The following is a 23,449-nucleotide window of genomic DNA, read 5'->3' on the forward strand; positions in this document are numbered from 1 at the left end:
CGGAGGCGACGCGGAGCGGGCGGGACGCCCGCGTCGTCGTGGGACCGGCGGCGCGACTACCCTGGCGCACGTGTCGAAGCCCACCGTGCGCGCCCAGGACCTGCTCGTCGGCTACGGCGGGGCTCCCGTCTGCGCGCCCGTGAGCTTCACGCTCGCACCCGGCAGGGCCGTGGCGCTCGTCGGCGCCAACGGGTCCGGCAAGTCCACCGTGCTGCGGGCCGTGATCGGGCTGCTGGAGCCGACCAGCGGCTCCTTGCGCGTCCTCGGAGAACCGGTCGACGAGCGTGAGGTCGCGTTCCGCGCGCAGGTGGCGAGCGTGCTCGACGACGACGCCTACTTCCCGGCCCTCACGGTGCACGAGCACCTGTACCTGACCGCGCGCGGGCACGGCGTGCTGGGCGCCGACGCGCTCGTGCGCGAGCTGCTCGAGGAGTTCGGGCTGGCCGAGCACGCGCGCTCGCTGCCCGTCGCGCTGTCGTCGGGCCAGCGGCGCCGGCTGCTGCTCGCCGCCGGTTTCGTGCGCCCGCGCTCGCTCCTGGTCCTCGACGAGCCCGAGCAGCGCCTCGACCGGGCGATGCGCGACCGCCTCGCGGCACGCCTGGTCGAGGAGAAGAAGGCCGGTGGGGCGGTCCTGATGGCCACGCACGACCCGGACCTGGTGCTGGCCGTCGCGGACCGGGCCGTGCACGTGGCCGACGACGTCACGCGGCTGCTCGGCCCCGCCGAGGCCGCAACCCTCATCAGCCGGGAGAACCCGTGAGCGACGCCGACGCCGTGGACCTGGCGGACACCCCGGCCGTGCTGCCGGGCGAGCTCGGCGAGGTGCCGGGGGCCCGCGACATCCGGCGGTACACCACGCAGGCCGCCAACGCCCGGGGCGGGGCGAGCCTCGGCTCGTTGCTGGCAAGCGTCTACTACGCGGTGATCACCATCGCGATCGCGAGCGGGATGGCGCTCGGGTTCGCCCAGGCGCTGCGCGTGTCCCTGCCGCCCACGCCCGAGTCGGACGCCGCCGTCGACCTCAGCCTCCCGACGCTCGTCCTGGTCGTGCTCCTGGGCCTGGTCGGCATCCTCGTGTCGCTCGCCGGGCGGCTCGGGCCGGTCGGTGCCGGTGGCGCCGAGGCGGCCTGGTGGCTCGTGCTTCCCGTGGACAGACGCGGCCTGCTGCGCCCCGCTGCGCGCCGCCTGCCGCTGGTCGCCGCGTTCGTGGCTGCGATCCTCGTCGGCCTCCTCGACGCGGGTCTGCTGGCCGACTCCGGTGCCCGCGTGCTGCACGTCGCCGTCACGTCGGCGCTCGTCGCGGCCGGGATCGTGCTGCTCGCCGCGCTCGCGCAGTCGCGCGGCCTGCGGCGCTCCACGACGGCCCTGGTCGGCGACCTGATCCTGGCCGCGGCGCCTGTCGTGGCCGTCGCGCTGGCGCTGACCGACTGGTCGGTCCACGAGGTGCCGACGTTGCCGTGGTTCGGGGCCGTGGCGGCCGCGCTGCTGGTCGCGGGCGCCGGTGTCCTCGTGGACCGGCGGCTGGGACGCATCCCCACGGCGTCGCTCCGCGAGAGCGGCTCGGTCGCGACTCAGGCTGTCGGCGCCGCCGTCTCGCTCGACTCGCGCGAGCTGGGCCGGGCCCTGACCGACGGCGCCGCCGCCCCTACCCGGCGCCGCCTGTCCCGGCTGCGCACCGCGCGCGGTCCGGCCACGGCGCTCGTCACCGCCGACCTGGCGGTGCTGCGCCGGTCCGCCCGGCACCTGGTGCAGCTCGCGATCGCGGCGATCGTGCCCGTGCTGGTGACCGTCGTCCCCGAGCTCGCGAGCCAGGCCGGGGTCCTGTTCGCCGTCCTGCTGGCGGGCTACGTCGCCATGAGCGCGACGGGCGAGGGGGCGCGTCGTGCGCAGATGGCGCCGATCCTGGACCGGCTGCTGCCGCTGGACGCCAAGACGGTCCGGCGGCTGCGCATGGTGGTCCCGGGGATCGCGATGCTGGTGTGGTCGGTCGTGGCGTTCGGCGCCGTGGGGCGCTGGACCGGCGACGTCGCGGGGTGGCTCGTGCTCGGTGTCGCATCGACACCCGTGTGGGCGGCGGCCGCCGTCCGATCGTCGTACCGGCCTGCGCCGGACTGGGGCGGCGCGCTCGTCTCGACCCCGATGGGCGCGCTGCCCACGGGTGTCGCCGCGGTGCTGGCCCGCGGCCCGGACGTCGTCGTCCTCGGCCTGCTCCCCGTCTGGATCGCCGTGCTGCTTCGGCACGTCTCTCCGACGATGATCCTCATCCAGGCGGGACTGTCCGCGATCGCGGTGACGGTCGCGTCGTCCATCGCCACGGGCTCGCTGATGGAGCGCATGCTCGCGAGCCAGGAGGAGATGGACAAGCAGCGCAAGGCGAACCGATGACGCGCATCGTCGCGGGGTCGGCGGGCGGTCGCGTCCTGGCCGTGCCACGCAAGGGCACGCGGCCGACGAGCGAGCGCGTGCGTGAGGCGCTGTTCTCCCGCCTCGAGCACCTCGATGTCGTCGAGGACGTCCGCGTGCTCGACCTGTACGCCGGTTCCGGCGCGCTCGGCCTCGAGGCCGCGAGCCGCGGGGCGCGGGCCGTCACGCTCGTCGAGGTCGGGCGCGACGCCGCCGAGGTGTGCCGCCGCAACGTCGCCGCCCTGGGGCTGGCGGGTGTCGTCGTCTCGGCGGAACGGGCCGAGCGGTTCGTCGAGCGGCCCGTCGTCGAGCCGTGGGACCTGGTGCTCGTCGACCCGCCGTACGACCTGTCCGAGGACGACCTGGCCGTGGTGCTCGCGGGGCTGGTCGGGGCGCTCGCGCCCGCGGCCGTCGTCGCCGTCGAGCGATCGAGCCGAGCGCCCGAGCCCCGCTGGCCCGACGGTGTCGTCGCGCTGGACCGCCGGTCCTACGGCGAGACGGTGGTCTGGTTCGCAGAGCCGGCACCCGCCTGACGTGGTCGGTGCATCGACGCGAGCACGGGACCTCCTCGAGGTCGTCCGCTCGCGCGCAGCACCTGCACGGCCACGACGCTACGAGGACCCGGCCCGTCCGCTTACGCTGGCCGGGTGACGATCGCCGTGTGCCCTGGCTCCTTCGACCCGCTCACGCGCGGCCACGTCGATGTCGTGCGGCGGGCGCGTGGCATGTTCGACGAGGTCGTGGTCGGCATCGCTCGGAACTCGTCCAAGTCGGCGCTGCTGGGCATCGACGAGCGCGTGGCGTTGGCCCGCACCGCGCTCGCCGGGGTGGACGGCGTGCGGGTCGACGTCGTCGAGGGGCTGCTCGCGGACTTCGTGCGCGAGGTCGGCGCCGATGCGATCGTCAAGGGTCTGCGCGGGGGGGCGGACTTCGACGCCGAGCTGCCCATGGCGCTGATGAACCGGCACCTGACGGGCGTCGAGACCGTGTTCGTCGTGGGGGACCCCGCCCTGGCGCACATCGCGTCGTCGCTGGTCAAGGACGTGGCTCGCTTCGGCGGGTCGATCGACGACCTCGTACCGGACGGCGTCGCGGACGCCGTGCACGAGGCAGTGAGGAGCAAGCGATGACCGAACCGACCACGCGGCCGGAGGGGCTGACGGGTGTCCTGGACGCCCTCGAACAGGCCGTCGCGACGGCTCGGGCGATGCCCATGTCGTCGTCCGTCCTGGTCAACAGAGCCGAGATCCTCGACCTGCTCGACCAGGCGCGTGGCGCCCTGCCCACGCAGCTCAGCGCGGCCGACGAGGTGCTGGCCGACGCGGACGCCGCGCGCGCAGCGGCTCGCGCGGACGCCGACGAGATCCTGGCGACGGCTCGCGCCGAGGCCGAGCGGCTGGTCGGGCAGGAGGCCGTCGTCGAGGCCGCGCAGGAACGCGCGGCACAGGTGACGGCCACCGCCCAGGAGACCGCGGAGACGTTGCGCCGCGACGCCGACGACTACTGCGACCGCCGCCTGGCCGACTTCGAGATCGACCTCGGCAAGATCGTCGCGCAGGTCCAGGCGGGTCGGGCCAAGCTGGCCGGTCGACTGGGGGACGAGGCGGCGGAGGCCTGAGCGAGCGCGCTCGAGCGCCCTCGAGCAGGGCGAAGGTCACATCGCGAGATTTGGGCGCCGCCCTGCGGTGCCGTAGTGTTGTCGGTTGGTCCTGCCGGTCATGGCACGGACCGAGATCAACGAGGGGACCCGGACGTGCAGCGCCCTGCCCACCTCGATCCCCGTTCGCCGTTCGTGCTCGATACCCACGAGCTCGGCCGACGTCCGGGATCGACGAGGACCGTGCAGCGCACCGTCGGCGCCCCCGAGGATCTCGGGACGGACGTGATCGGCATCCCCACCGGGACCGACGTCGAGCTGGATCTGCGGCTCGAGGCGGTCATGGAGGGGGTCCTGGTCTCCGGTTCCGTTCGCGGGCGGGCGATCGGGGAGTGCGTGCGCTGCCTGGGTGAGGTCGTCGAGGATGTCGACGTCTTCCTCACGGAGCTGTACGTCTACCCCGAGCGTGCTGCCGTTGCGGCGGAGGACGGCGACGAGGACGAGGACGTGCGTGAGCTGGAGGGCGACCTCGTCGACCTCGAGCCCGCGCTGCGGGACACGGTCGTGCCGGCTTTGCCGTTCCGGCCGTTGTGCTCGCCCGACTGCCAGGGTCTGTGCTCCGAGTGCGGAGCCCGCCTGGCGGACGACCCAGACCATTCGCATGAGATCCTTGACCCGCGCTGGTCCGCACTGAGCGGACTGGCGGGCATGCAAGACGAGACGAAAGAGAGCTAGCCGTGGCGGTTCCGAAGCGCAAGATGTCGCGCAGCAACACCCGTGCGCGTCGCTCGCAGTGGAAGACCACTGCCACGACGCTGACCTCCTGCCCGCAGTGCAAGGCCGACAAGAAGCCCCACACGGCGTGCCCGTCGTGCGGTGCCTACAACGGTCGCACCTACGCCCAGGCAGTGCGTACCGAGCTCGCGGGCTGACACCTGCATGACCGCTCGTGACGCCGAGGCGCCCCAGGGCGCCGGCGCGAGCGAACTTCTCGAGAAGCTCGGGGTCCATCTGGACCCCGAGCTTCTCGTGCTCGCCCTGACCCACCGGTCGTTCGCGCACGAGGCCGGTGGCATCCCGACGAACGAGCGGCTCGAGTTCCTGGGCGACACCGTGCTCGGCCTCGTCGTGACGGAGTCGCTGTACCGGACGCACGCAGACGAGCCGGAGGGCGCGCTCGCGAAGATGCGCGCGGCCACCGTCTCCCAGCGGGCGCTCGCGATCGTCGCGCGGGACCTCGACCTCGGCTCGTACGTGCTGCTCGGCAAGGGCGAGATCGCCACGGGCGGCGCGGACAAGGACTCGATCCTGTCCGACACGCTCGAGGCGCTGTTCGGTGCGATCTACCTCTCGCACGGTCTCGAGGTCGCGCGCGGGGTCGTCGAGCGCCTCGTCGGCCCGTCCCTGGTGCGCGCTGCGGACCTGGGCGCCGGGCTCGACTGGAAGACGTCGCTGCAGGAGCTCGCCGCCGAGCTCGAGCTCGGCGCACCGCACTACGAGGTCACGGGCGAGGGCCCGGACCACGCCCGTACCTTCACGGCGCACGCCGTGGTGGGTGGCGAGGCCCGCGGCTCCGGGATAGGGACGGCCAAGAAGGTGGCCGAGCAGCAGGCGGCGGAGGCGGCGTACACGGCGCTCGAGCCGCTGCGGGCCGCGCGTCCCGCGTCGGCCTGACGGGTGCCTGAGCTCCCCGAGGTCGAGACCGTCCGCGACGGGCTGGCCCGGCACGTGCTGGGTCGCACGGTCACGCGCGTCGAGGTGCGGCGCGACTACAGCGTGCGCCGGCACGAGGGCGGTCCGCTGGACTTCGTCGGGCGCCTCACCGGGCGTGCGTTCGAGGCGGCCGTGCGGCGCGGGAAGTTCTGCTGGTTGCTGCTGGGCGACGACGAGGCGCTGCTCGCGCACCTCGCGATGAGCGGGCAGCTGCTGGTGCGGGCATCGGCCGACGACGGACGCGACCACCCGCACCTGCGCGTGCGGATGGTGCTCGACGACGGGGGAGCGCTCGATTTCGTCGACCAGCGCACGTTCGGGCACCTCAGCGTCCAGGAGCTCGTCGCGACGCCCGACGGCCTGCCGGGTGGGGCCGGGTCCTCGCTGGCGGCCGTCCCCGGACCGGTCGCGCACATCGCGCGTGATCTGCTGGATCCGGCGCTCGACGTCGAGGCGCTGGTGGCGGCCCTGCGTGCACGCCGGACCGGCGTGAAGCGGGCGCTCCTCGACCAGACCCTCGTCTCAGGCATCGGCAACATCTACGCCGACGAGAGCCTGTGGCGGGCCCGGCTGCACTTCGCGCGCCCGACCGACACCCTCACCCGCCCCGAGGCGCGGCGCGTGCTCGCCGCCGCGCACGAGGTCATGTCCGAGGCGCTCGTGCAGGGCGGGACCAGCTTCGACGCGCTCTACGTGAACGTCAACGGTGCGTCGGGGTACTTCGACCGGTCGCTGTCCGTCTACGGGCAGGCGGGCCGGCCGTGCCCGCGGTGCGGGACCCCCGTCCGGCGTGACGAGTTCATGAACCGCTCGTCGTACACGTGCCCGCGCTGCCAGCCGCGCCCACGCAACGGTCGCTGGTAGCTCAGCGCTCCACGACGTTGCGCAGCGGCGCGCCGGCCAGGAACGCGGCGAGGTTCTGCTCGAGCAGCGCGCCGGCGCCCAGCGGCCGCCCGCCCGCGGCGTGCGGGCTGACCAGGATGTTCGGCTCGTCCCACAGCGGCGAGTTGGCCGCGAGCGGTTCGCGGTCGAAGACGTCGAGCGCGGCGCCGGCGAGCTGGCCCGCCCGGACCGCCGCCAGCAGGGCGTCCTGGTCCAGCGTCGCGCCCCGGCCCACGTTCACCACCCACGCCCGCCGGGGCAGCAGCCGCAGCACGTCCGCGTCGACCGCGTGCCGGGTCGCCGGCGTGTCGGGCAGCAGGCTGATGAGCACGTCGGCCTGGGCGAGGACCTCCGGCAGGTCGTCGGGCGTGACGACGCGGTAGCCGTCCCGCGTGCCGGGCGTCGTCGCGACGCCCGTGACCTGGGCACCCAGCGCCGTCAGCAGCGGGGCCAGCCGCGCCGCGATCGAGCCGAAGCCCCAGATCACGACGCGCGCGCCGGCCAGCGAGCGGAAGTCCGAGGGCCGCACCGGCTGGATGCCGCCCAGCTCGCCGGCCCAGCGGTGCTCCTGCTGCGCGCGGAAGAGGTCAGGCAGTCGTCGGGCGCACGCGAGGACGAGCGCGAGCGTGTGCTCCGCGACCGGTCCGTCGTGCAGCCCCCGGCCCGACGTGATCGTCACGTCGGGGTCGAAACCGGCGTCGAGGATCGTGTCCACCCCGGCCGACAGCGCGGCAACCCAGCGCAGGTGGGTCAGGCGCGCCGCGGCGTCCCGCAGCGCCCGCCGCCCGCTGCCCCAGACCACGAGCACCTGCGCGCCGACGTCGGGGACCGCGCCGCTCGGGTCGTACCGCACCTCGCTGACTCCGTCGGGGAGTGTGAGGTCGTCGTCGAGCGTGGTGGGGACGAGGATGGTGGTCATACGTCGATACGATGCCACGGTGTCCACCGTCAGCGCGCATGGCCAGGGTCCCGTCAGCGTCATGATCATCGACGACCACGAGGTGGTCCGTCGGGGGATCGCCGAGGTCGTCGAACGCGCGGACGGGATGACCGTCGTCGCCGAGGCCGGTACGGTCGCGGACGGCGTGCGCCGCGCCGAGCTCGTCCGCCCGCAGGTCCTGCTGGTCGACCTGCAGCTGCCGGACGGGACGGGCATCGACGTCCTGCGGCGGCTGCGCGAGATCCTGCCGGAGGCCCGCGCGATCGTCCTCACCTCGTTCGACGACGACGACGCGCTCGCCGCCGCTCTCGAGGCCGGGGCGGCCGCCTACCTGCTCAAGTCGGTGCGCGGCGCTGAGATCACGGACGTCATCAAGGCGGTCGCGGCCGGGCGCGCCCTGCTCGACGAGCGGACCGTCACGCGTCGTCGTGCCGGCCACGACGACCCGACCGAGAACCTCACGCCCAGCGAGCTGCGCGTGCTCGACCTCATCGGCGAGGGCTTGTCCAACCGCGAGATCGCGGAGCGCCTGGGCGTCGCCGAGAAGACGGTGAAGAACCACATCACCTCGCTGCTGGCGAAGATGGGTCTCCAACGCCGCACCCAGGTGGCCGCGTGGGTGGCAGGCCACAAGCGCCAAGCCTGGCGCACGGACCCCACCCACTGACATCGTTCTGCTCCAGCTCCGTCATCGAGACAGACCTTTGCGGGCGAGGTAGACCCTTGCCGACGCCTGTTTCACCCGCAAAGGTCTGTCTCGGTGCCCTGTTCACCACCGCAGCTCGCGACGTGGCCTCATGCCGAGCGTCGCCGCGGGAGGGAGCGCCTGACGCATACGTGATTCGAACGCTCCCGGGACGCGGAGGTCGTCGTTGGTCACGTGGGTGACCCCCCAACCCTCCTCGACGAGCGCGTCGTGGCGCCGCTTCTCCGCCATGAACGTCTCCGCCGGCCGCGCGTCGTACTTGATACGGCCGTCGTACTCGACGAGGACCTTCCACTCGGGCCAGCCCAGGTCGCCCCAGAAGACCCCCAGACGCGTCGGTACCCTGACCTGCGTCGTCGGCACAGGGAAGCCCGCACGCAGCAGGCGATACCGACAGATCGACTCCGGCGCAGACTCCGCACCGTCGTCGGCGTAGCGCAGCGTCGCGAGCGCCCTGGCGTGCCCGCGGCCGCCGCGCCGAGCGCGTGAAGCCAGCTCGTCGACCGTCAGCCCCGCACTCAGGGCTGCGTCGGCGACGACGAGCGCATCCGGGGCTTTCATGCTGGTCAGGCAGTCCCAGACCGTACGGCCGAGCGTCGTGGCCGGCAGGCCCGCGACGGTCGCGCGGTCCTCCACGGGTGGGAGCGGGGTGTGCCGCGTGACGGGGCTGGATCCGGCGCCGTGCGGTGGGGTGGCCTGATAGAGCGACGGCCTGAAGTCGGTTCTGCTCAATGCCAGCCCGTGCAGGAGAGCCGCAGAGTGGTGACTGAAGCAGTGCTCGGTGCGTATCAGGTGGTGAGTGGCGACCAGGTGCGCCAACGCCAGATCGGCTGGTGCCTCGTCGGGCTGCACCCGGAGGTACGCGCCGCGGCGCAGGTGCATGACCGAGCCGGATGCCAGCATCCGCGCGAGCTCCTCGGGCGCGTAGTCACGCGCGAGAAGAAGCGCGGGCGCTGCGGCGGGCGGGCGGAGCAGTGACCGTGCACCGGGTCGACGGGCCATGGGCGCACAGTGCCCGACCGGACCGCGTCCATGGGGACTGGGCGGGCGATCTGTGGACAACCTGTCCGGGCAACGAGCCCGCGGCCGAACCTCGAGCGGCAGAGCCACGTGCTCGGCTGGTGATTGAGATAGACCCTTCCGGGTGAGACAGACCGTTGCAGAGGTCTGTCTCACCCGCAGAGGTCTGTCTCGGTGGAGGGTGGGGAGTCAGGTCAGGGCGGCTGCGGTGGGATCCTGGTGGCGGAGGCGGTCGGCGACCTCCTGGACCAGCTCCTCCGTCTCCGGCTCGCCCTCGCCCCACTGGCCGACGACCTCGCGCAGCTGGCGCCGCTCGTTCTCGCGCAGCTCCTCGGCGATCGCGTCGCCTGCCGGGGTGGGGGTCGCGACGTCGTCCGTGAGCACGATCAGCCCGCGGTCGACGAGCTCGCCGGCGACCTCACGGATGCGCTCGATCGGCACGTGCGAGCGGTCGTGCATGACGGCCAGGGGCCGGGACCGTTCGCCGCTGACGCGGCTGAGCATCCAGCACTGGCCGGGCGTCAGGTCGATGTCGAGGTCGCGGTTGAGCAGGCCGTACGCCTTGAGGGGGTCCTGGCTGCCGACCTCCCGCCAGAGCATGAGCCTCAGCTCCTCGTAGGACGAGCGTCCGCCAGGTGCGCCGAACGCCTCGCTCGGCTCCGGAGTCGTCGCCCCCGTGCGCAAGGTGACCTCGGGGATGAGGAACGTCAGCACGAACGTCAGGACGCCGACCGGCACCGCCCACAGGAAGATCGTGTGGATGGAGTCGGAGTAGCCGTCGAGGAACCAGTTGATGACGTCGGGCCCGCACGCCCCGATGTTCTCGGAGGTCTGGGACAGCACGTCGGCGGAGCAACCTGGTGCGGCTGCGCCGGCGGGCGGGTTCTGGGCCAACGTCGAGCTCAGGTGGGAGTTGAAGACCGTGCCGAACACCGCGACGCCCACGCTGCTGCCGATGGTGCGGAAGAACGTGGCGCCGCTGGTCGCGGTCCCGAGGTCGCGGTACTCGACGGCGTTCTGCACGGCGAGGATCAGCACCTGCATGACGAGGCCCAGCCCGGCTCCCAGCACGAACATCGAGGCACCCGACTGGAGCGACGTGGTCTCACGACCCATGAGCGAGAGCAGGTACAGCCCGACCGTGAAGACGGCGCTGCCGACGATCGGGTAGATCTTGTAGCGGCCCGTGCGGCTGATGAGCTGGCCGCTGCCGATCGACGTGAGCAGCAGCCCGACCATCATCGGGATCATCTGCAGGCCCGAGCCCGTGGGCGACGCCCCCTGCACCGCCTGCAGGTACAGCGGCAGGTAGGTGATGGAGCCGAACATCGCGAAGCCGACGACGAAGCCCACGATCGAGCAGGTGACGAACACGCAGTTGCGGAAGAGCCGCAGCGGCATGACGGGCTCGGGGACGCGCGCCTCGACGAACGCGAACGCGGCGATCGCGAGCACCCCGAGGACCGAGAGCCCGATCACCTGGGGCCCTGCCCAGTCCCAGGTGGACCCGCCCAGGCTCGTGACGAGCACGATGCTCGTCGCCACGGTCGCCAGCAGCGTGATGCCGATGTAGTCGATCTTGGGCGACGTGCGTGCCTTCGTCACCGGGAGCACCGCAGTGACGACGACGAGCGCGACGGCACCGATCGGGAGATTGATGTAGAAGACCCAGCGCCAGCCGATCGTGTCGACGAACAACCCGCCCAGCAACGGTCCCGCCACGCTCGACAGCCCGAAGACGGCGCCGAACGCCCCCTGGTACCGGCCGCGGTCCCGGGGCGGGACGACGTCGGCGATGATCGCCTGCGCGAGCACCATGAGACCGCCGCCGCCGACGCCCTGCACCGCCCGCCACGCGATGAGCTGGCCCATGTTCTGCGAGGTGCCCGAGAGCGCGGAGCCCACCAGGAAGATGACGATGCACGTGATGAACAGCGTCTTGCGGCCATAGAGGTCGCCGAGCTTGCCCCACAGCGGCGTGGTGATGGTGGATGCCAGCATGTAGGACGTGACGACCCACGACAGGTGCTCGGCGCCGCCCAGGTCGCTCACGATCTTGGGCAGGGCCGTCGCGACGATCGTCTGGTCGAGAGCCGCCAGCAGCATCGCGAGCATCAGGCCACCGAAGATGGTCCAGACGGCGCGTTGCGAGAGCTGGGTGGGTGCCTGCGGTTCTGCCTGCGCGGTCATCGAGTTCCCCCGTCTCGTCCCTCGCATCGTCGTGCAGGACAAACCGGGACGCAAGAGGTCAGAGCAGCGGAGCCTGCCAGGTCAGGAGCGTGCCGCGTGCCGTGGGTGCGGCGCCGATCGTGAACGTGCCGCCGTGCTGGCGCGCCCGGGCGGCGAGATTGCCGGTGCCGGACGCGCGGTCGCGACGCGCGGGGATGCCGACGCCGTCGTCGAGCACCTCCACCTGCACACGGCCCACGGGTCCGCGCCCGACGACGTCGACGCGGACGGCGACCGACGCGGCGTGCGCGTGCCGTGCGGCGTTGGCGAGCCCCTCGCGCACGACGGCCACGACGTCGTCGGTCGTGGCGGCGTCGACGCGCTCGTCGAGCAGGTCCTCGTCGAGGCCGTCGTCGGACAGCACCCGCCCGTCGAGCGTCACGACGAGCGACGGCGCGAAGCCCAGCCCCGTCCGGGCGAGCGACGCCTCGCGGCGCAGCCGCTCGACGAGACCCGTCGCGGCGTCGGGGTCGCGCAACGCGTGCACGATCTGGCGGATCTGCTTGACCGACGAGTCCACGTTGTCGAGGGCCTCGTCGAGGATCGTCGTCAGGTCGACCGGAGCGACGCCGTCCGCGGCCCGGCGGCGGACGGTCTCGAGCTGCATGCCGGTGGCGAACAGCTGCTGGATCGCGAGGTCGTGCAGGTCGCGGGCGATGCGGGCTCGCTCGTCGAACAGCGCGGCGATGTCCTGTGCGTGCCTCGCCTCGGCCAGCACGTACGCGAGCGCGGCCTGGCTCGCGAACGTCTCGGCCGTGGTCAGGTCGCGTTCGTCGAACGGCGCCCGGCCGTTGCGGCGCAGCAGGATCAGCACGCCGACGCCGCGGCCCGAGGCCTGCAGCGGTGTGAACATGGCGGGCCCGAACGACCGCATGGCCTCGAGCCGCACGGTGCGCGACCGGGACAACGACGGCGTCTGAAGCCCGCGGCCCTCGCGCATCACCGTCCAGGCGCGGCCCCCCTCGGGCATCTGCTCACCCACCAGACGGTCGGCGTCCTGCCCGTCGGCCAGCTCGATGTACAGCGCCCCGCCCACGCCGGGCAGGGCCAGCGCGGCCGTGTCGGCCCCGGCCACCTCGCGCGCCGTGGCCGCGATGCGTTCCAGGGCCTCCTCCTCGTCGACGCCCTCGAGCAGCATGGTCGCGATGTCCTGACCGGCCTGCAGCCAGTGCTCGCGCCGTGCCGCCTCCGCGTAGAGCTGCGCGTTGGAGACGGCGACGCCCGCGGCGGCGGCCAGCGCGAGCACGATGCGCTCGTCGGCCGGTGTGAACCCCCCGTCCTTCTCCGACAGGTAGAGCTGGCCGAAGACGTGATCCGCGACGCGCACGGATGCTCCCAGGAAGGAGCCCATGGGCGGGTGCTCGGCGGGGAAGCCGCGGAACGCGGGGTGGTCGGTCAGGTCGGCGAGCCGCAGGGCGCCCTCGCGGGGGATGCGGCCCAGGACCCCCTGCGCGTGCGGGGCGTGCCCCATCATCCGTGCCAGGGCCGTGGGGATGCCGGTGTAGACGAACATCGTGGAGGCACCGTGCTGGTCCAGCACGTTGATCGCGCCGTACCGCGCGCCCGTCAGGTCGGCACTGACCTGCACGAACCGGTTGAGCACCGCGGTGAGGTCCAGCTCGCTCGCCACCGCCAGGATCGCCTCGAGCACGTCCTGCAGCGCGTCGCCCGTCACGTGCAAGGGCTCGGCGTCGACCTCGGTGAGCGTTCCGTCCCGGAACGGTGCACCGGGGTGCCGGTCGGGGCTCACGCGTCCTCCGTCTGCTGGGTGCGTTCCTGGGCGAGGTCGTCACGGTAGCGCGCGTCGCGGGCGACGAGGTCGGCGTGCGTCCCGCGTGCCGCGACGCGCCCGCCGTCGAGCCGGATCACCTCGTCGGCCGCGGCGAGCGGCGTGAGGCGGTGGGTCACGACGACGACTCCGCGATCGCGGTGCTCGGTGAGCAGGCGGCGCACCAGCTCGTCGGCGGTCGTGGGGTCGACGTGCTCGGCCGGTTCGTCGACGAGCAGCAGCGGCGCCGGTGCCAGCAGGGCGCGGGCCAGAAGGAGTCGGCGCCGCTCGCCGCCGGACAGCGTGCGGCCGTCGGGGCCCAGCAGCGTCTCGACGCCCTCGGGCAGGCCCGCGAGCCACGTGCCGAGCCCGGCGTGCGCGAGCGCGTCCGCGGCCTCGTCGGGCGTCACATCACCGCGGGCCACACGCAGGTTCTCCAACACCGTGGTGCCGAACACGTAGCCGTCCTCGGCGACGTGCACGACGCTCGCGGCGGGCCGCGCCACCTCGTGGAGATCGGTACCGCCCAACCGCACGGATCCTCCGCCCGCGGGCAGCAGACCCGCGAGCGTCAGCAGCAGGGTCGTCTTGCCCGTGCCGCTGGGGCCGACGACGGCCACCGCGCTGCCGGGGCGCACGTCGAGGTCGAGATCGCGCACGACGGGCGCGGCGCCGTCCCAGCCGGCGACGAGGTCGCGCGCGACGAGGACGGGCTCGGCCGGCGTCAGCCCAGGGACCGGAACCTCGGGCCCGGCGGCGTCGAGCAGCGCGAGGATCCGCGCTGCTGCGGCGCGCGAGCGGTGCACCTGGACGGCAGCGGCGGGCAGGAGGGCGGCTGCCTCGAACGCCGCGAGCGGGGTGAGCACGATGACGGCGAGCTCGACGGGCGCCAGCCGGCCGGCGGTCACCGCGGGGACGCCCGTGAGCAGCGCGGCCAGGACGGCGAGACCGACGGCGGCCTGACCGAGCGCCGCAGCGAGCGCGGCGCTCGGGGCGCCGCGATCGGTCGCCGCGGCCACGGAGCGGTCCGCGGCGCGCAGGACGTCGAGCTCGATGGCGGTGCGGCCGGCCACCGCCAGCGGACCCGCGTCGTCGAGCAGGCCGAGCGCGGTGGCGCTCGAGCGGGCCCGGCCCTCGGCGGCCTCGCGTTCGGTGGTCCGCGACCCCGCGGCGGCCAGCGCGGGCGCGACGACGCCGGCGAGCACCAGGCACGCGGCGAGCGCCAGCCCCGCCGGCGGCCAGAACAGGCTCATCGCGACGGTCGTCCCGACGCCGAGCGCTGCGGCGACCGCGGCGGGCAGCAGACCGCGCACCACGACGTCGCCGACCGCGTCGACGTCCGCGCCCACGCGCGTCAGCAGGTCGCCGCGGCGCACGGCCATCAGCGCGGCCGGCTGCCCCACCGAGAGGCGCGCGTAGAGCATGGTGCGCAGCGTCGTCATGCCCCGCAGCGCGACGTCGTGCGACACCAGTCGCTCGCAGTAGCGCAGCACGCCGCGCCCGATGCCGAACGCCCGCACGGCGACCGTCGCGACGCTGAGGGTGAGCACCGGCGGCATCTGGGACGCCCGCGCGATCAACCAGGCGGCCACGGCGGCCAGCGCCACCGCGCAGCCGAGCGCGGCGGTGCCGAGCGCGACGGCCTGGACGGCTCGGCGCCGGTCGACGTCGAGGAGCGCCACCGCGCGCCGCAACGTCCCACGGGGCGTGGCGCTGCGCGCGTCGTCGTGCAGCCCGTCGGGCACCTCGCCAGGCACGGTCACCGGCCCACCTCCGCGTGGGCCTGGTGCGGGAGGTCGGCGGGCGCCACCACGACGACGTCGTCCGCGCAGGCCAGCAGCGACGCGCGGTGAGCGACGAGCACCACCGCGCGCCCGGCGGCGCGCATGGCACGGACGGTCTCCAGCACCACGCGCTCACCGGCCGCGTCGAGGTGTGCGGTCGGCTCGTCGAGCACGACGAGCGGGGCGGGGGAGAGCAGCGCCCGGGTCAGTGCGACGCGCTGGCGCTGTCCGACGGACAGCCCGTCCCCGCCGCGGCCGAGCGTGGTCGCCCATCCGTCCGGGAGTCCGTCGACGACGGCGTCCAGGCCCGTCACCTCGGCCGCGGCGGCGCGCGCGTCGTCGGCGCCGCCCACCACCTCGAGCAGCGTGCCCGGCTCGAGGACGGGTCGCTGCGGCAGCCAGGTGACCTGCGCCCAGTACGTGGCGCGCGTGACGTCGGCGAGCGCGATGCGGTCGTCGTCGGCGTGCAGCACCACGCCGCCCTCGTCGGGCGCGAGCAGACCCAGCAGCACGTCGACGGCGGTCGACTTCCCACCACCGCTCGGTCCCGTCAGGGCCAGGACACGGCCCGGTCGCACCACGGCGTCCAGCCGGTAGGGGGTCCGGCCCACGCTCACGCCGCGCAGCTCGATCGTCGACGAAGCGAGGTCGGGTGCGACGCGTGTGCCGTCGGGGCGCAGGGGCACGTCGAGGATCGCGAACGCCTGCTCGGCGGCCGCGACGCCGTCGCTCGCCGCGTGGAACTGCGCCCCCACCTGCCGCAACGGGTTGAACACCTCGGGCGCCAGCACCAGCACCGCCAGCCCCGTCACGAGGGACAGCTCGCCCTCCACGAGCCGCAGCCCGATCCCCACCGCGACGAGCGCCACCGACAGCGTGGTCAGCAGCTCGAGCACCATGCCGGACAGGAAGGCGATCCGCAGCGTGCCCATCGTCGCCCGCCGGTGCGCGTCGCCCAGAGCCTGCACCCGCGACGCGGGGCCCCGCTCGCGGCCGAACGCCCGCAGCGTCGGCAGGCCGGCCAACAGGTCGAGGGTCTGGCTGCCGAGGCGGCGCATGGTCGCCAGGCCGCGCTCCGAGCGACCCTGCGTGAGGCGCCCGACGAGCCACATGAAGATCGGCACGAGCGGCAGCACCACCACGAGGATCGCGGCGGAGACCCAGTCGAGGCCGAGGACCACCAGCAGGGTCGCGGGCGTGACGGTGGCGGCCAGCAGCAGCTGCGGCAGGTAGCGCACGAAGTAGGGCTCGAGGTCGTCCAGCCCGCGGGTGGCCAGCGTCGCGACACCGGGCCCCTCCCCGCCGGCGAGCCAGCGCGGGCCGAGTGCCGCGGCGTGCGCGACGACGGCCTCGCGCAGCTCGGCGACCGCGCGGGTCGCGGCGCGGTGGGCGAACCGCTCCTGCACGTAGGTCGTCGCCGCACGCAGGGCGACGACGACCGCCAGCCAGCCGACGAGCGGCGCGATGGTCGCGAGGTCGGCGCCGTCGTGCACCGCACGGCCCAGCGCGTGCGCGAGCAGGACCGCCTGCCCGACGACCAGCGCGGCGGTCACGATGCCGAGCGCGGCCGTGAGCGCGACGTACCCGCGCGCCGCGTGCGCGTGCCGCAGCAGGCGGGGGTCGAGCGGCCTCATGCGGTGGCGGTCCTCACCGCTCCTGGGTGCCCGCGTCGGCCGTCGGTCGCTCGAACGTCAGGCCGATGGACTCGGGGATGTGATCCGCCGAGATGCGCTTGCGGAACACCCAGTACGTCCACCCCTGGTAGAGCAGCACCAGCGGCGTGAGGATCACCGCGACCCAGGTCATGACCGTCAGCGTGTAGTGCGTCGACGACGCGTTGGTGGTGGTCAGCGAGTTGGCGGAGTCGAACGCGGGCATCACGTCCGGGAACAGCGAGCCGAAGATCAGCACGACCGCGGCGACGAGGGTGACGGCCGACGCGACGAAGGCGAGCCCCTCGCGGCGGGTGCGGGTCGCGGCGACGAGCAGCACGAGCGCGACCGCGGCGACCGCGACGGCGGCCCAGGTCCAGCCGCTCTCGCTGTAGGCGACCTGCGCCCAGATCGCCCACGCGGCGGCGACGACGAGCGTCACCGGTGCCAGGCGGGCGCCGAGCCTCGCGGCCCGGTCGCGCACCTCGCCGGCTGACTTCAGCCCCAGGAACACGGCACCGTGCGTGAGGAACAGCAGCGCCGTCGTCGCGCCGCCCAGCAGCGCGAACGGGTTGAGCAGCGCCCAGAAGCCGCCCACGTACTGGTGGTCGGTGTCCAGCTCGACGCCGCGGACGATGTTCGCGAAGGCCACGCCCCACAGCACGGCCGGCACCCAGGACCCGACGATGAGCGCCCGGTCGGCCCAGGCGCGCCACCGGTCGTCGTCGATCTTGCCCCGCCACTCGAACGCGACGACGCGCACGATGAGGGCGAGCAGGATGAGCAGGAGCGGCAGGTAGAAGCCCGAGAACAGCGTCGCGTACCACTCGGGGAACGCCGCGAAGGTCGCGCCGCCGGCGGTCAGCAGCCACACCTCGTTGCCGTCCCACACGGGGCCGATGGTGTTGATCATGACGCGGCGCTCGCGCTCGCGCCCCGGGCCGCGGTGCGGCAGCAGACCCAGCAGCATCCCGACGCCGAAGTCGAATCCCTCGAGCACCAGGTAACCCGTCCACAGGACGGCGATGAGGATGAACCAGACGGTGGTCAGCTCCATGGTCGTCTCCTGTCAGTACGCGAAGGACAGCGGGCGGTCGGCGTCGTCGTCGGTGCGCGCCTCGGGACTGGGGTCCTTCTCCGAGGGGGCGACGCCCTCGATCGTGTAGCGGTGCATGAGGCGGTACCAGACCACCGCGAGCACGCCGTAGAGGAGCGTGAACGCGATGAGGGACGTGAGCACGCCGCCGGCGCCGGGGACCACGGACACGCCGCGGGCCGTGATCAGCCACACGCCGTCCACGCCGGACGGGTCGGGGTTGGGCGCGACGACCCAGGGTTGGCGCCCCATCTCCGTGAAGATCCACCCGAACGACGACGCGAGGAACGGCGTCGCGATGGCGGCGATGCCGAGCGTGCCGAACCACTTCTTGTCCGTCACGCGCCCCTTGCGGGTCAGCCACAGCGCGGCGAGCGCGAGCGCCGCGGACCCGATGCCGAAGCCGATCATGAGGCGGAAGCCCCAGTACGTCACGGTCAGGTCGGGCTGGTAGGAGATCGGGTCGCCGTTCTCGTCGGTGTACCCGTACTTCTGCTCGTACTCGGCCTGCAGATCGTGCACGCCCTGCAGCGTGGCGTTGAAGTCGTCGGTCGCGAGGAAGCTCGTCAGGCCCGGGATCGAGATGAGGTGCTTGACGTTGTCGCAGTCGTTGGACAGGTTCCCGATCGCCAGGATCGAGAAGTCCGCGCCCGAGGTCGTGCTGCACAGCGCCTCGGCGGAGGCCATCTTCATGGGCTGCTGCTTGAACATGAGCTTGGCCTGGGCGTCGCCGGAGATCGCGACCCCGACCCCGCCGACGAGCATCACGATCATGCCCAGCACCACCGCCGGTCGGTAGACGTCCTTCGCGGTTGCGAGGTCGCCCCGCCGCACGAGCTTGACCATCCACCAGGCGCCGATGCCGGCGACGAAGGTGCCGGCCGTCACGAACGCGGCGGTGATGGTGTGCGGGAACGCTGCCAGGACGGTCGGGTTGGTCAGGACGGCGCCGATGTCGTTCATCTCCGCGCGGCCGGTCTTCTCGTTGAAGACCGCGCCCACCGGGTGCTGCATCCACGAGTTCGCGGCCAGGATGAAGTAGGCAGACAGGTTGGTCGCGATCGCGACCGCCCAGATGCACGCGAGATGGATCTTCTTGGGCAGCTTGTCCCAGCCGAAGATCCACAGCCCCAGGAACGTCGACTCGACGAAGAACGCGGCCAGTGCCTCCATGGCCAGCGGTGCCCCGAAGACGTCGCCGACGAACCGCGAGTACTCGCTCCAGGCCATGCCGAACTGGAACTCCTGCACGATGCCCGTGGCCACGCCGATGGCGAAGTTGATGAGCAGGAGCTTGCCGAAGAACTTGGTCAGGCGCAGCCAGCGCTCGTTGCCGGTGCGCACCCACGCCGTCTGCATGATCGCGACCATCGGCGACAGGCCGATCGTCAGCGGCACGAAGATGAAGTGGTAGACGGTGGTGATGCCGAACTGCCAGCGGGACAGGGCGAGTGCGTCCACGAGATCTCCGAGCGGGAGTGCGAGCCGGGAAGTAAGTCCATCCGCGACCGGCGGACCTGGGGGAACGCTAGGACAAGACCCAGTCTGTACCCAGGACCAAGGTCCCGGGTACTGACACGGCGTCGGATCGTTGCGGGAGACGGCCGACGAGACCGTGGACGCGGTGGTGCTCGCGGCGCGAGCGCACGTGATGGGCGGTTGGCGGGCTTCGTGCGGGTCCCTGTGCGATACTGACGACGGTTCGCCAGGCGCCCACACCGTCCGGTAGACCCGTGAGCTCGCAGCATCGCCCGCGTCGCGTGCGCCAGCCGCCGCCCGACAGTTCGTCAGGCCCCCGATCGGGGCCGGGACCGGTCAGGCAGGCGATGGCCCCGGCCAGGTGCAGCAGCCATGACCGACGACTTCCGTCGCCACGTTCCGGCGTGAGCGACGACCGACCCACCACGGGTCACCAGATGTGTGGGTGGTGATTCGTGGTACCCAGGAGCACCTCGCGTGATGTCCGACAACACCTCCGAGTCCGCAGCAACCACGACGGGCGGGGGTGAGACGTCGCCCGCACCGGCGCGCCGTCGTCGCGCCACCCGCGGCGCCGCTGCCCCGGACGCGGTGACCAGCACCTCAGCACCCTCGACCCCGGCACCTTCGCACAGCGGCGCGTCGCAGGCCGACGCGGCCTCGACCGAGGCCGCACCCAAGAAGGCCCCCGCGAAGCGCGCGTCGCGGGCGAAGGCCCCGAAGAGCGAGCCGGTCGACGTGCCCGCGGTCGCGCCGGCGACGGTCGAGGCGTCGGCCCCCGCGCAGGACGCCGCCGGCGAGGACGACCAGCGTCCCCGCCGCACGCGCAGCCGCCGCAAGCCCGCGGATGCCGAGCTGGGCGCGGACGGGGCCGAGCAGGCTCCCGGTTCGCCCGACGTCCCGGCCTCGGACACCGCGCCCGCAGCCGACGAGACGCCCGCCGCGCGCACCAAGGCGCCGCGCAAGCGTGCGACCCGTGCGGCCGCGAGCCCGGACGCGAGCGCCGCGAAGCCGTCGTCCGAGGTGTCGACGCCTGAGCCGAGCGACGCCGACGGCGCTCAGGGGAACGCAGTCGAGACGAACGCAGCCGAGGCGACGGCGGCAGAGCCGAAGAGGGCCCCGGCCAAGCGCCGGCGTGCCAGCTCGCGCCCCGCCGCGGCACCCTTCGAGCCGGTGGTCGACGAGGAGGAGGACGAGACGACGGCTGACGCCGCCGCGGCCCCCGCCCTCGACGTCCTCGCCGAGCTCGCGGGCACGACCGGTTCGACCGCTGCGACGACGGCGGCGGACGCGTCGGCCCCTGCCCCCGCGACCACCGCACCCCGCGGCACGTCGCCGCGGCTCGCCACGACGGCGTTGCTGTTCCAGGCGCCGGACGCCACCGCGACGCGACCGCGTCGACGCCGTGCGACGTCGAGCGCCGGTTCGCCCGAGGCCATCTCCGAGGCGGCGCGCACCGAGCGTGAGCAGGAGGAAGCGCCCTCGTCGAGTGCGAACCAGGCGCAGGACCAGCCGACCGAGAACGAGTCGCGGCCGTCGGGTCGCTCCTCGCGTCGGCGCGGGCGTCGCGGCCGCGGTGGCGAGCCGCCGGCGGCGAGCACGGACGAGCAGGACGCGTCGACCGACGAGGTCGCCGCCGACGCCGACGAGGCCGTCACCGAGGACCAGGTCCTGGACGCCGACGTCGAGCAGGACGCCGCGGGCGAGGACTCCGGTGAGGGCACCGACGCGACGGAGACCGACGAGGACGCGAACGACTCTGCCCCGCGTCGCCGCCGTCGCCGCGGCGGCCGTGGTCGTCGTCGGCCCGACCAGGCGGACGGCTCCACGGACGGCGACGAGACCGACGACGAGCAGGAGCCCGAGCAGGACGAGTCGGGCGACGAGGACGCCGAGGAGGGCGACGGCGGCGAGCAGGGCTCGTCGAGCCGCCGTCGTCGGCGTCGGCGCCGTGGCTCGTCGCGCTCCGGTGACGGGGAGGGCGAGCCGCGCTCGCGCTCGCGCAGCGCCGGCGACGAAGTCACCGCGCTGCGTGGTTCGACGCGGCTCGAGGCCAAGCGTCAGCGCCGCCGCGAGGGGCGCGACGCGGGTCGTCGTCGTCAGATCATCACCGAGGCCGAGTTCCTGGCGCGCCGCGAGTCGGTCGACCGCTCGATGGTCGTGCGCGAGCGTGGCGGGCGCACGCAGATCGCCGTGCTCGAGGACGGGGTGCTCGTCGAGCACTACGTGTCGAACCAGGCGTCCGCGTCGGTCGTCGGGAACGTCTACCTGGGCCGCGTCCAGAACGTGCTGCCCAGCATGGAGGCCGCGTTCGTCGACGTCGGCAAGGGCCGCAACGCCGTGCTCTACGCGGGCGAGGTCAACTGGGACGCCGCTCACGTCGAGGGTGGCAGCGCCCGCCGCATCGAGCAGGCCCTCAAGTCGGGCGACTCGGTGCTCGTGCAGGTGACCAAGGACCCGATCGGGCACAAGGGTGCGCGTCTGACGTCGCAGGTGACGCTCGCGGGCCGCTACCTCGTGTACGTGCCCGGCGGCGGCATGACCGGCATCAGCCGCAAGCTTCCCGACGTGGAGCGCAACCGCCTGAAGAAGATCCTGCGCGAGGTCGTCCCCGAGTCGGCCGGCGTCATCGTGCGCACGGCCGCCGAGGGCGCGTCCGAGGACGAGCTGCGCGCCGACATCGCCCGCCTGCAGTCGCAGTGGGAGGCCATCGAGAAGAAGTCGAAGACCGCGTCCGCGCCCGCCCTGCTGCAGGGCGAGCCGGACATGGCGATCCGCGTGGTCCGCGACATCTTCAACGACGACTTCGGCTCGCTGATCGTCCAGGGCGACGAGGCGTGGTCGACGATCTCGACGTACATCGACGAGCTCGCACCCGACCTGGCGCAGAAGGTCACCAAGTACACCGGGACGGGCGACGTCTTCGCTGCCCACCGGATCGACGAGCAGCTCGCCAAGGGCATGGACCGCAAGGTCTGGCTGCCGTCGGGCGGCTCGCTGGTCATCGACCGCACCGAGGCGATGACGGTCGTCGACGTCAACACGGGAAAGTTCACCGGCTCGGGCGGCACGCTCGAGGAGACGGTCACGCGCAACAACCTGGAGGCGGCCGAGGAGATCGTCCGCCAGCTCCGGCTGCGCGACATCGGCGGCATGATCGTCGTCGACTTCATCGACATGGTGCTCGAGTCCAACCGCGACCTGGTGCTGCGCCGCCTGGTCGAGTGCCTGGGCCGCGACCGCACCAAGCACCAGGTCGCCGAGGTCACGTCGCTCGGCCTGGTCCAGATGACGCGCAAGCGCGTCGGCCAGGGTCTGGTCGAGGCGTTCTCCGAGACGTGCGAGCACTGCCACGGGCGCGGCTTCATCGTGCACGACGAGCCGATCGAGAAGAACGGTCGTCCCGACGCGGGTGCCGCGCAGCCGGCGGCCGACGCGTCGGGTGACGCGAAGCGGTCGCGCCGCAAGCGCGGGGGAGCGGCCAAGGAGCCCGCCACCACGACGCCGCACGCGGGTGTCCCGGTCCTGCCGGAGGCCCGAGAGGCCGTCAAGGCGACGCTCGCGACGATCGCGGCCGCGGCGGCGCACGCGCACGAGCACGACCATGAGCACGACCACGAGCACGGCGGCGAGGCTCACGCTGCGCCGGCGACCGCCGACGTGGCTCCGCGTGACGAGAGCGCGTCGGTCGTCCAGGAGGAGGCCGTCACGGTGCTCCAGGACGAGGTCGACGGGATCGTCGTGGTCGAGGACGAGACCGTCACGGTTGTCGAGGACCACGGTGCGTTCGTCGTGGACGACGACGTCGTCACGCTCGTCGACGACGGCAGCGGTGAGGTCGTCGTGGACGAGCAGGACTCGGTGGTCGTGATCGAGAGCGAGCCCGACGCGCCTCGGGCGCGGGCGACGCTCGATGTCTTCGCCGAGCTCGCGGCACGCGGGGCGCTCGCCCCGTCAGCGGCGGCCGCCGACGCGGGGGCGGACGTCGAGCTCGAGCTCACGCCCGTCGCCGCCGACCTGTTCGAGGCGCACGAGGCCGACGACGCGGACGGTGCCGGCGAGCAGGCCGACGAGCGGTCGGGCGACGATCCGGCGTCCGACGAGAACCCGCAGGGCTGACCGCCCGGGTCCCCGGCGTGGCGTTGGTCACGTCGGGAACACCGGCGGCGCGGACGTGCGC

At 73.5% G+C, this 23,449-nt stretch carries 19 protein-coding genes; 11 read left to right on the plus strand and 8 right to left on the minus strand.

The genetic code is table 11. From position 1 onward, the window contains the following. Positions 1–70: 70 nt before the first annotated feature. The 9 genes from IC607_RS05140 (at position 71) to mutM (ending at position 6,577) form a co-directional block, all read left to right on the plus strand. Positions 71–760 (plus strand): ABC transporter ATP-binding protein, encoded by a 690-nt coding sequence (locus IC607_RS05140; RefSeq protein WP_191785948.1) that lies wholly within the window; start codon positions 71–73, stop codon positions 758–760. Next, positions 757–2,385 carry a DUF6297 family protein gene (locus tag IC607_RS05145; RefSeq protein WP_370526021.1) on the plus strand — a complete coding sequence of 543 codons (1,629 nt, stop codon included), beginning with the start codon at positions 757–759 and terminating at the stop codon, positions 2,383–2,385. The genes IC607_RS05140 and IC607_RS05145 overlap by 4 nt, the downstream gene beginning before the upstream one ends. Beyond that, complete coding sequence (rsmD, locus tag IC607_RS05150) at positions 2,382–2,936, plus strand: 16S rRNA (guanine(966)-N(2))-methyltransferase RsmD (protein ID WP_191785949.1); 555 nt, start codon at positions 2,382–2,384, stop codon at positions 2,934–2,936. Before IC607_RS05145 ends, rsmD begins: the two co-directional genes overlap by 4 nt. A gap of 114 nt (positions 2,937–3,050) precedes the next feature. Then, positions 3,051–3,533, plus strand: a complete 483-nt coding sequence (coaD, locus tag IC607_RS05155) for a pantetheine-phosphate adenylyltransferase (RefSeq protein ID WP_191785950.1) — start codon at positions 3,051–3,053, stop codon at positions 3,531–3,533. Further along, positions 3,530–4,021 (plus strand): hypothetical protein, encoded by a 492-nt coding sequence (locus tag IC607_RS05160; RefSeq protein ID WP_191785951.1) that lies wholly within the window; start codon positions 3,530–3,532, stop codon positions 4,019–4,021. The genes coaD and IC607_RS05160 overlap by 4 nt, the downstream gene beginning before the upstream one ends. Positions 4,022–4,156: 135 nt before the next feature. After that, positions 4,157–4,735: a DUF177 domain-containing protein gene (locus IC607_RS05165; protein WP_191785952.1), complete on the plus strand. Its 579-nt coding sequence runs from the start codon at positions 4,157–4,159 to the stop codon at positions 4,733–4,735. 2 nt (positions 4,736–4,737) lie between these two features. After that, positions 4,738–4,932, plus strand: a complete 195-nt coding sequence (gene rpmF, locus IC607_RS05170; RefSeq protein WP_191785953.1) for a 50S ribosomal protein L32 — start codon at positions 4,738–4,740, stop codon at positions 4,930–4,932. A 7-nt stretch (positions 4,933–4,939) separates the two neighbouring features. After that, complete coding sequence (gene rnc, locus IC607_RS05175; RefSeq protein WP_191785954.1) at positions 4,940–5,674, plus strand: ribonuclease III; 735 nt, start codon at positions 4,940–4,942, stop codon at positions 5,672–5,674. Positions 5,675–5,677: 3 nt separating this feature from the next. Further along, entirely contained in the window at positions 5,678–6,577 is a 900-nt protein-coding gene (mutM, locus tag IC607_RS05180) for a bifunctional DNA-formamidopyrimidine glycosylase/DNA-(apurinic or apyrimidinic site) lyase (RefSeq protein WP_191785955.1), read from the plus strand. Position 6,578: 1 nt separating this feature from the next. Here mutM and IC607_RS05185 read toward each other — a convergent pair whose 3' ends face one another. Further along, complete coding sequence (locus tag IC607_RS05185; RefSeq protein WP_191785956.1) at positions 6,579–7,514, minus strand: NAD(P)-dependent oxidoreductase; 936 nt, start codon at positions 7,512–7,514, stop codon at positions 6,579–6,581. Between the two features lie 61 nt (positions 7,515–7,575). Here IC607_RS05185 and IC607_RS05190 point away from each other — a divergent pair, with 61 nt between their 5' ends. After that, on the plus strand, positions 7,576–8,202 hold the full coding sequence (locus IC607_RS05190; RefSeq protein WP_191787009.1) for a response regulator transcription factor: 627 nt from the start codon (positions 7,576–7,578) through the stop codon (positions 8,200–8,202). Positions 8,203–8,304: 102 nt separating this feature from the next. Here IC607_RS05190 and IC607_RS05195 read toward each other — a convergent pair whose 3' ends face one another. From IC607_RS05195 to IC607_RS05225, 7 genes are all read right to left on the minus strand, one after another. Continuing rightward, on the minus strand, positions 8,305–9,243 hold the full coding sequence (locus IC607_RS05195) for a hypothetical protein (protein ID WP_191785957.1): 939 nt from the start codon (positions 9,241–9,243) through the stop codon (positions 8,305–8,307). A gap of 207 nt (positions 9,244–9,450) precedes the next feature. Next, positions 9,451–11,451, minus strand: coding sequence for an MDR family MFS transporter (locus tag IC607_RS05200; protein WP_191785958.1), 2,001 nt, complete (start codon positions 11,449–11,451; stop codon positions 9,451–9,453). A 58-nt stretch (positions 11,452–11,509) separates the two neighbouring features. Beyond that, the gene (locus IC607_RS05205) at positions 11,510–13,240 is read right to left on the minus strand and encodes a GAF domain-containing protein (RefSeq protein WP_191785959.1); all 1,731 of its coding nucleotides are present in this window, start codon (positions 13,238–13,240) and stop codon (positions 11,510–11,512) included. Beyond that, positions 13,237–15,021 (minus strand): thiol reductant ABC exporter subunit CydC, encoded by a 1,785-nt coding sequence (gene cydC, locus IC607_RS05210; protein ID WP_370526023.1) that lies wholly within the window; start codon positions 15,019–15,021, stop codon positions 13,237–13,239. The genes IC607_RS05205 and cydC overlap by 4 nt, the downstream gene beginning before the upstream one ends. Then, complete coding sequence (cydD, locus tag IC607_RS05215) at positions 15,018–16,676, minus strand: thiol reductant ABC exporter subunit CydD (protein WP_191785960.1); 1,659 nt, start codon at positions 16,674–16,676, stop codon at positions 15,018–15,020. Before cydD ends, cydC begins: the two co-directional genes overlap by 4 nt. 13 nt (positions 16,677–16,689) lie before the next feature. Then, positions 16,690–17,751, minus strand: a complete 1,062-nt coding sequence (gene cydB / locus IC607_RS05220; protein WP_191785961.1) for a cytochrome d ubiquinol oxidase subunit II — start codon at positions 17,749–17,751, stop codon at positions 16,690–16,692. Positions 17,752–17,763: 12 nt separating this feature from the next. After that, on the minus strand, positions 17,764–19,251 hold the full coding sequence (locus IC607_RS05225) for a cytochrome ubiquinol oxidase subunit I (protein WP_191785962.1): 1,488 nt from the start codon (positions 19,249–19,251) through the stop codon (positions 17,764–17,766). Positions 19,252–19,746: 495 nt separating this feature from the next. Here IC607_RS05225 and IC607_RS05230 point away from each other — a divergent pair, with 495 nt between their 5' ends. Next, positions 19,747–23,388 (plus strand): Rne/Rng family ribonuclease, encoded by a 3,642-nt coding sequence (locus tag IC607_RS05230; protein ID WP_370526024.1) that lies wholly within the window; start codon positions 19,747–19,749, stop codon positions 23,386–23,388. The last annotated feature ends 61 nt before the right edge of the window (positions 23,389–23,449 follow it).

Origin of the sequence: Cellulomonas sp. JH27-2 (genome assembly GCF_014837175.1) — a bacterium.
Classification (GTDB): domain Bacteria; phylum Actinomycetota; class Actinomycetes; order Actinomycetales; family Cellulomonadaceae; genus Cellulomonas.

Excerpts from the sequence above, each read along its gene's own strand:
- rsmD (WP_191785949.1), top strand. The coding sequence starts at position 2,382 with ATGACGCGCATCGTCGCGGGGTCGGCGGGCGGTCGCGTCCTGGCCGTG.
- IC607_RS05160 (WP_191785951.1), top strand. The coding sequence starts at position 3,530 with ATGACCGAACCGACCACGCGGCCGGAGGGGCTGACGGGTGTCCTGGAC.
- rnc (WP_191785954.1), top strand. The coding sequence starts at position 4,940 with ATGACCGCTCGTGACGCCGAGGCGCCCCAGGGCGCCGGCGCGAGCGAA.
- IC607_RS05185 (WP_191785956.1), bottom strand. The coding sequence starts at position 7,514 with ATGACCACCATCCTCGTCCCCACCACGCTCGACGACGACCTCACACTC.
- IC607_RS05190 (WP_191787009.1), top strand. The coding sequence starts at position 7,576 with ATGATCATCGACGACCACGAGGTGGTCCGTCGGGGGATCGCCGAGGTC.
- IC607_RS05195 (WP_191785957.1), bottom strand. The coding sequence starts at position 9,243 with ATGGCCCGTCGACCCGGTGCACGGTCACTGCTCCGCCCGCCCGCCGCA.
- IC607_RS05200 (WP_191785958.1), bottom strand. The coding sequence starts at position 11,451 with ATGACCGCGCAGGCAGAACCGCAGGCACCCACCCAGCTCTCGCAACGC.
- cydD (WP_191785960.1), bottom strand. The coding sequence starts at position 16,676 with ATGAGGCCGCTCGACCCCCGCCTGCTGCGGCACGCGCACGCGGCGCGC.
- cydB (WP_191785961.1), bottom strand. The coding sequence starts at position 17,751 with ATGGAGCTGACCACCGTCTGGTTCATCCTCATCGCCGTCCTGTGGACG.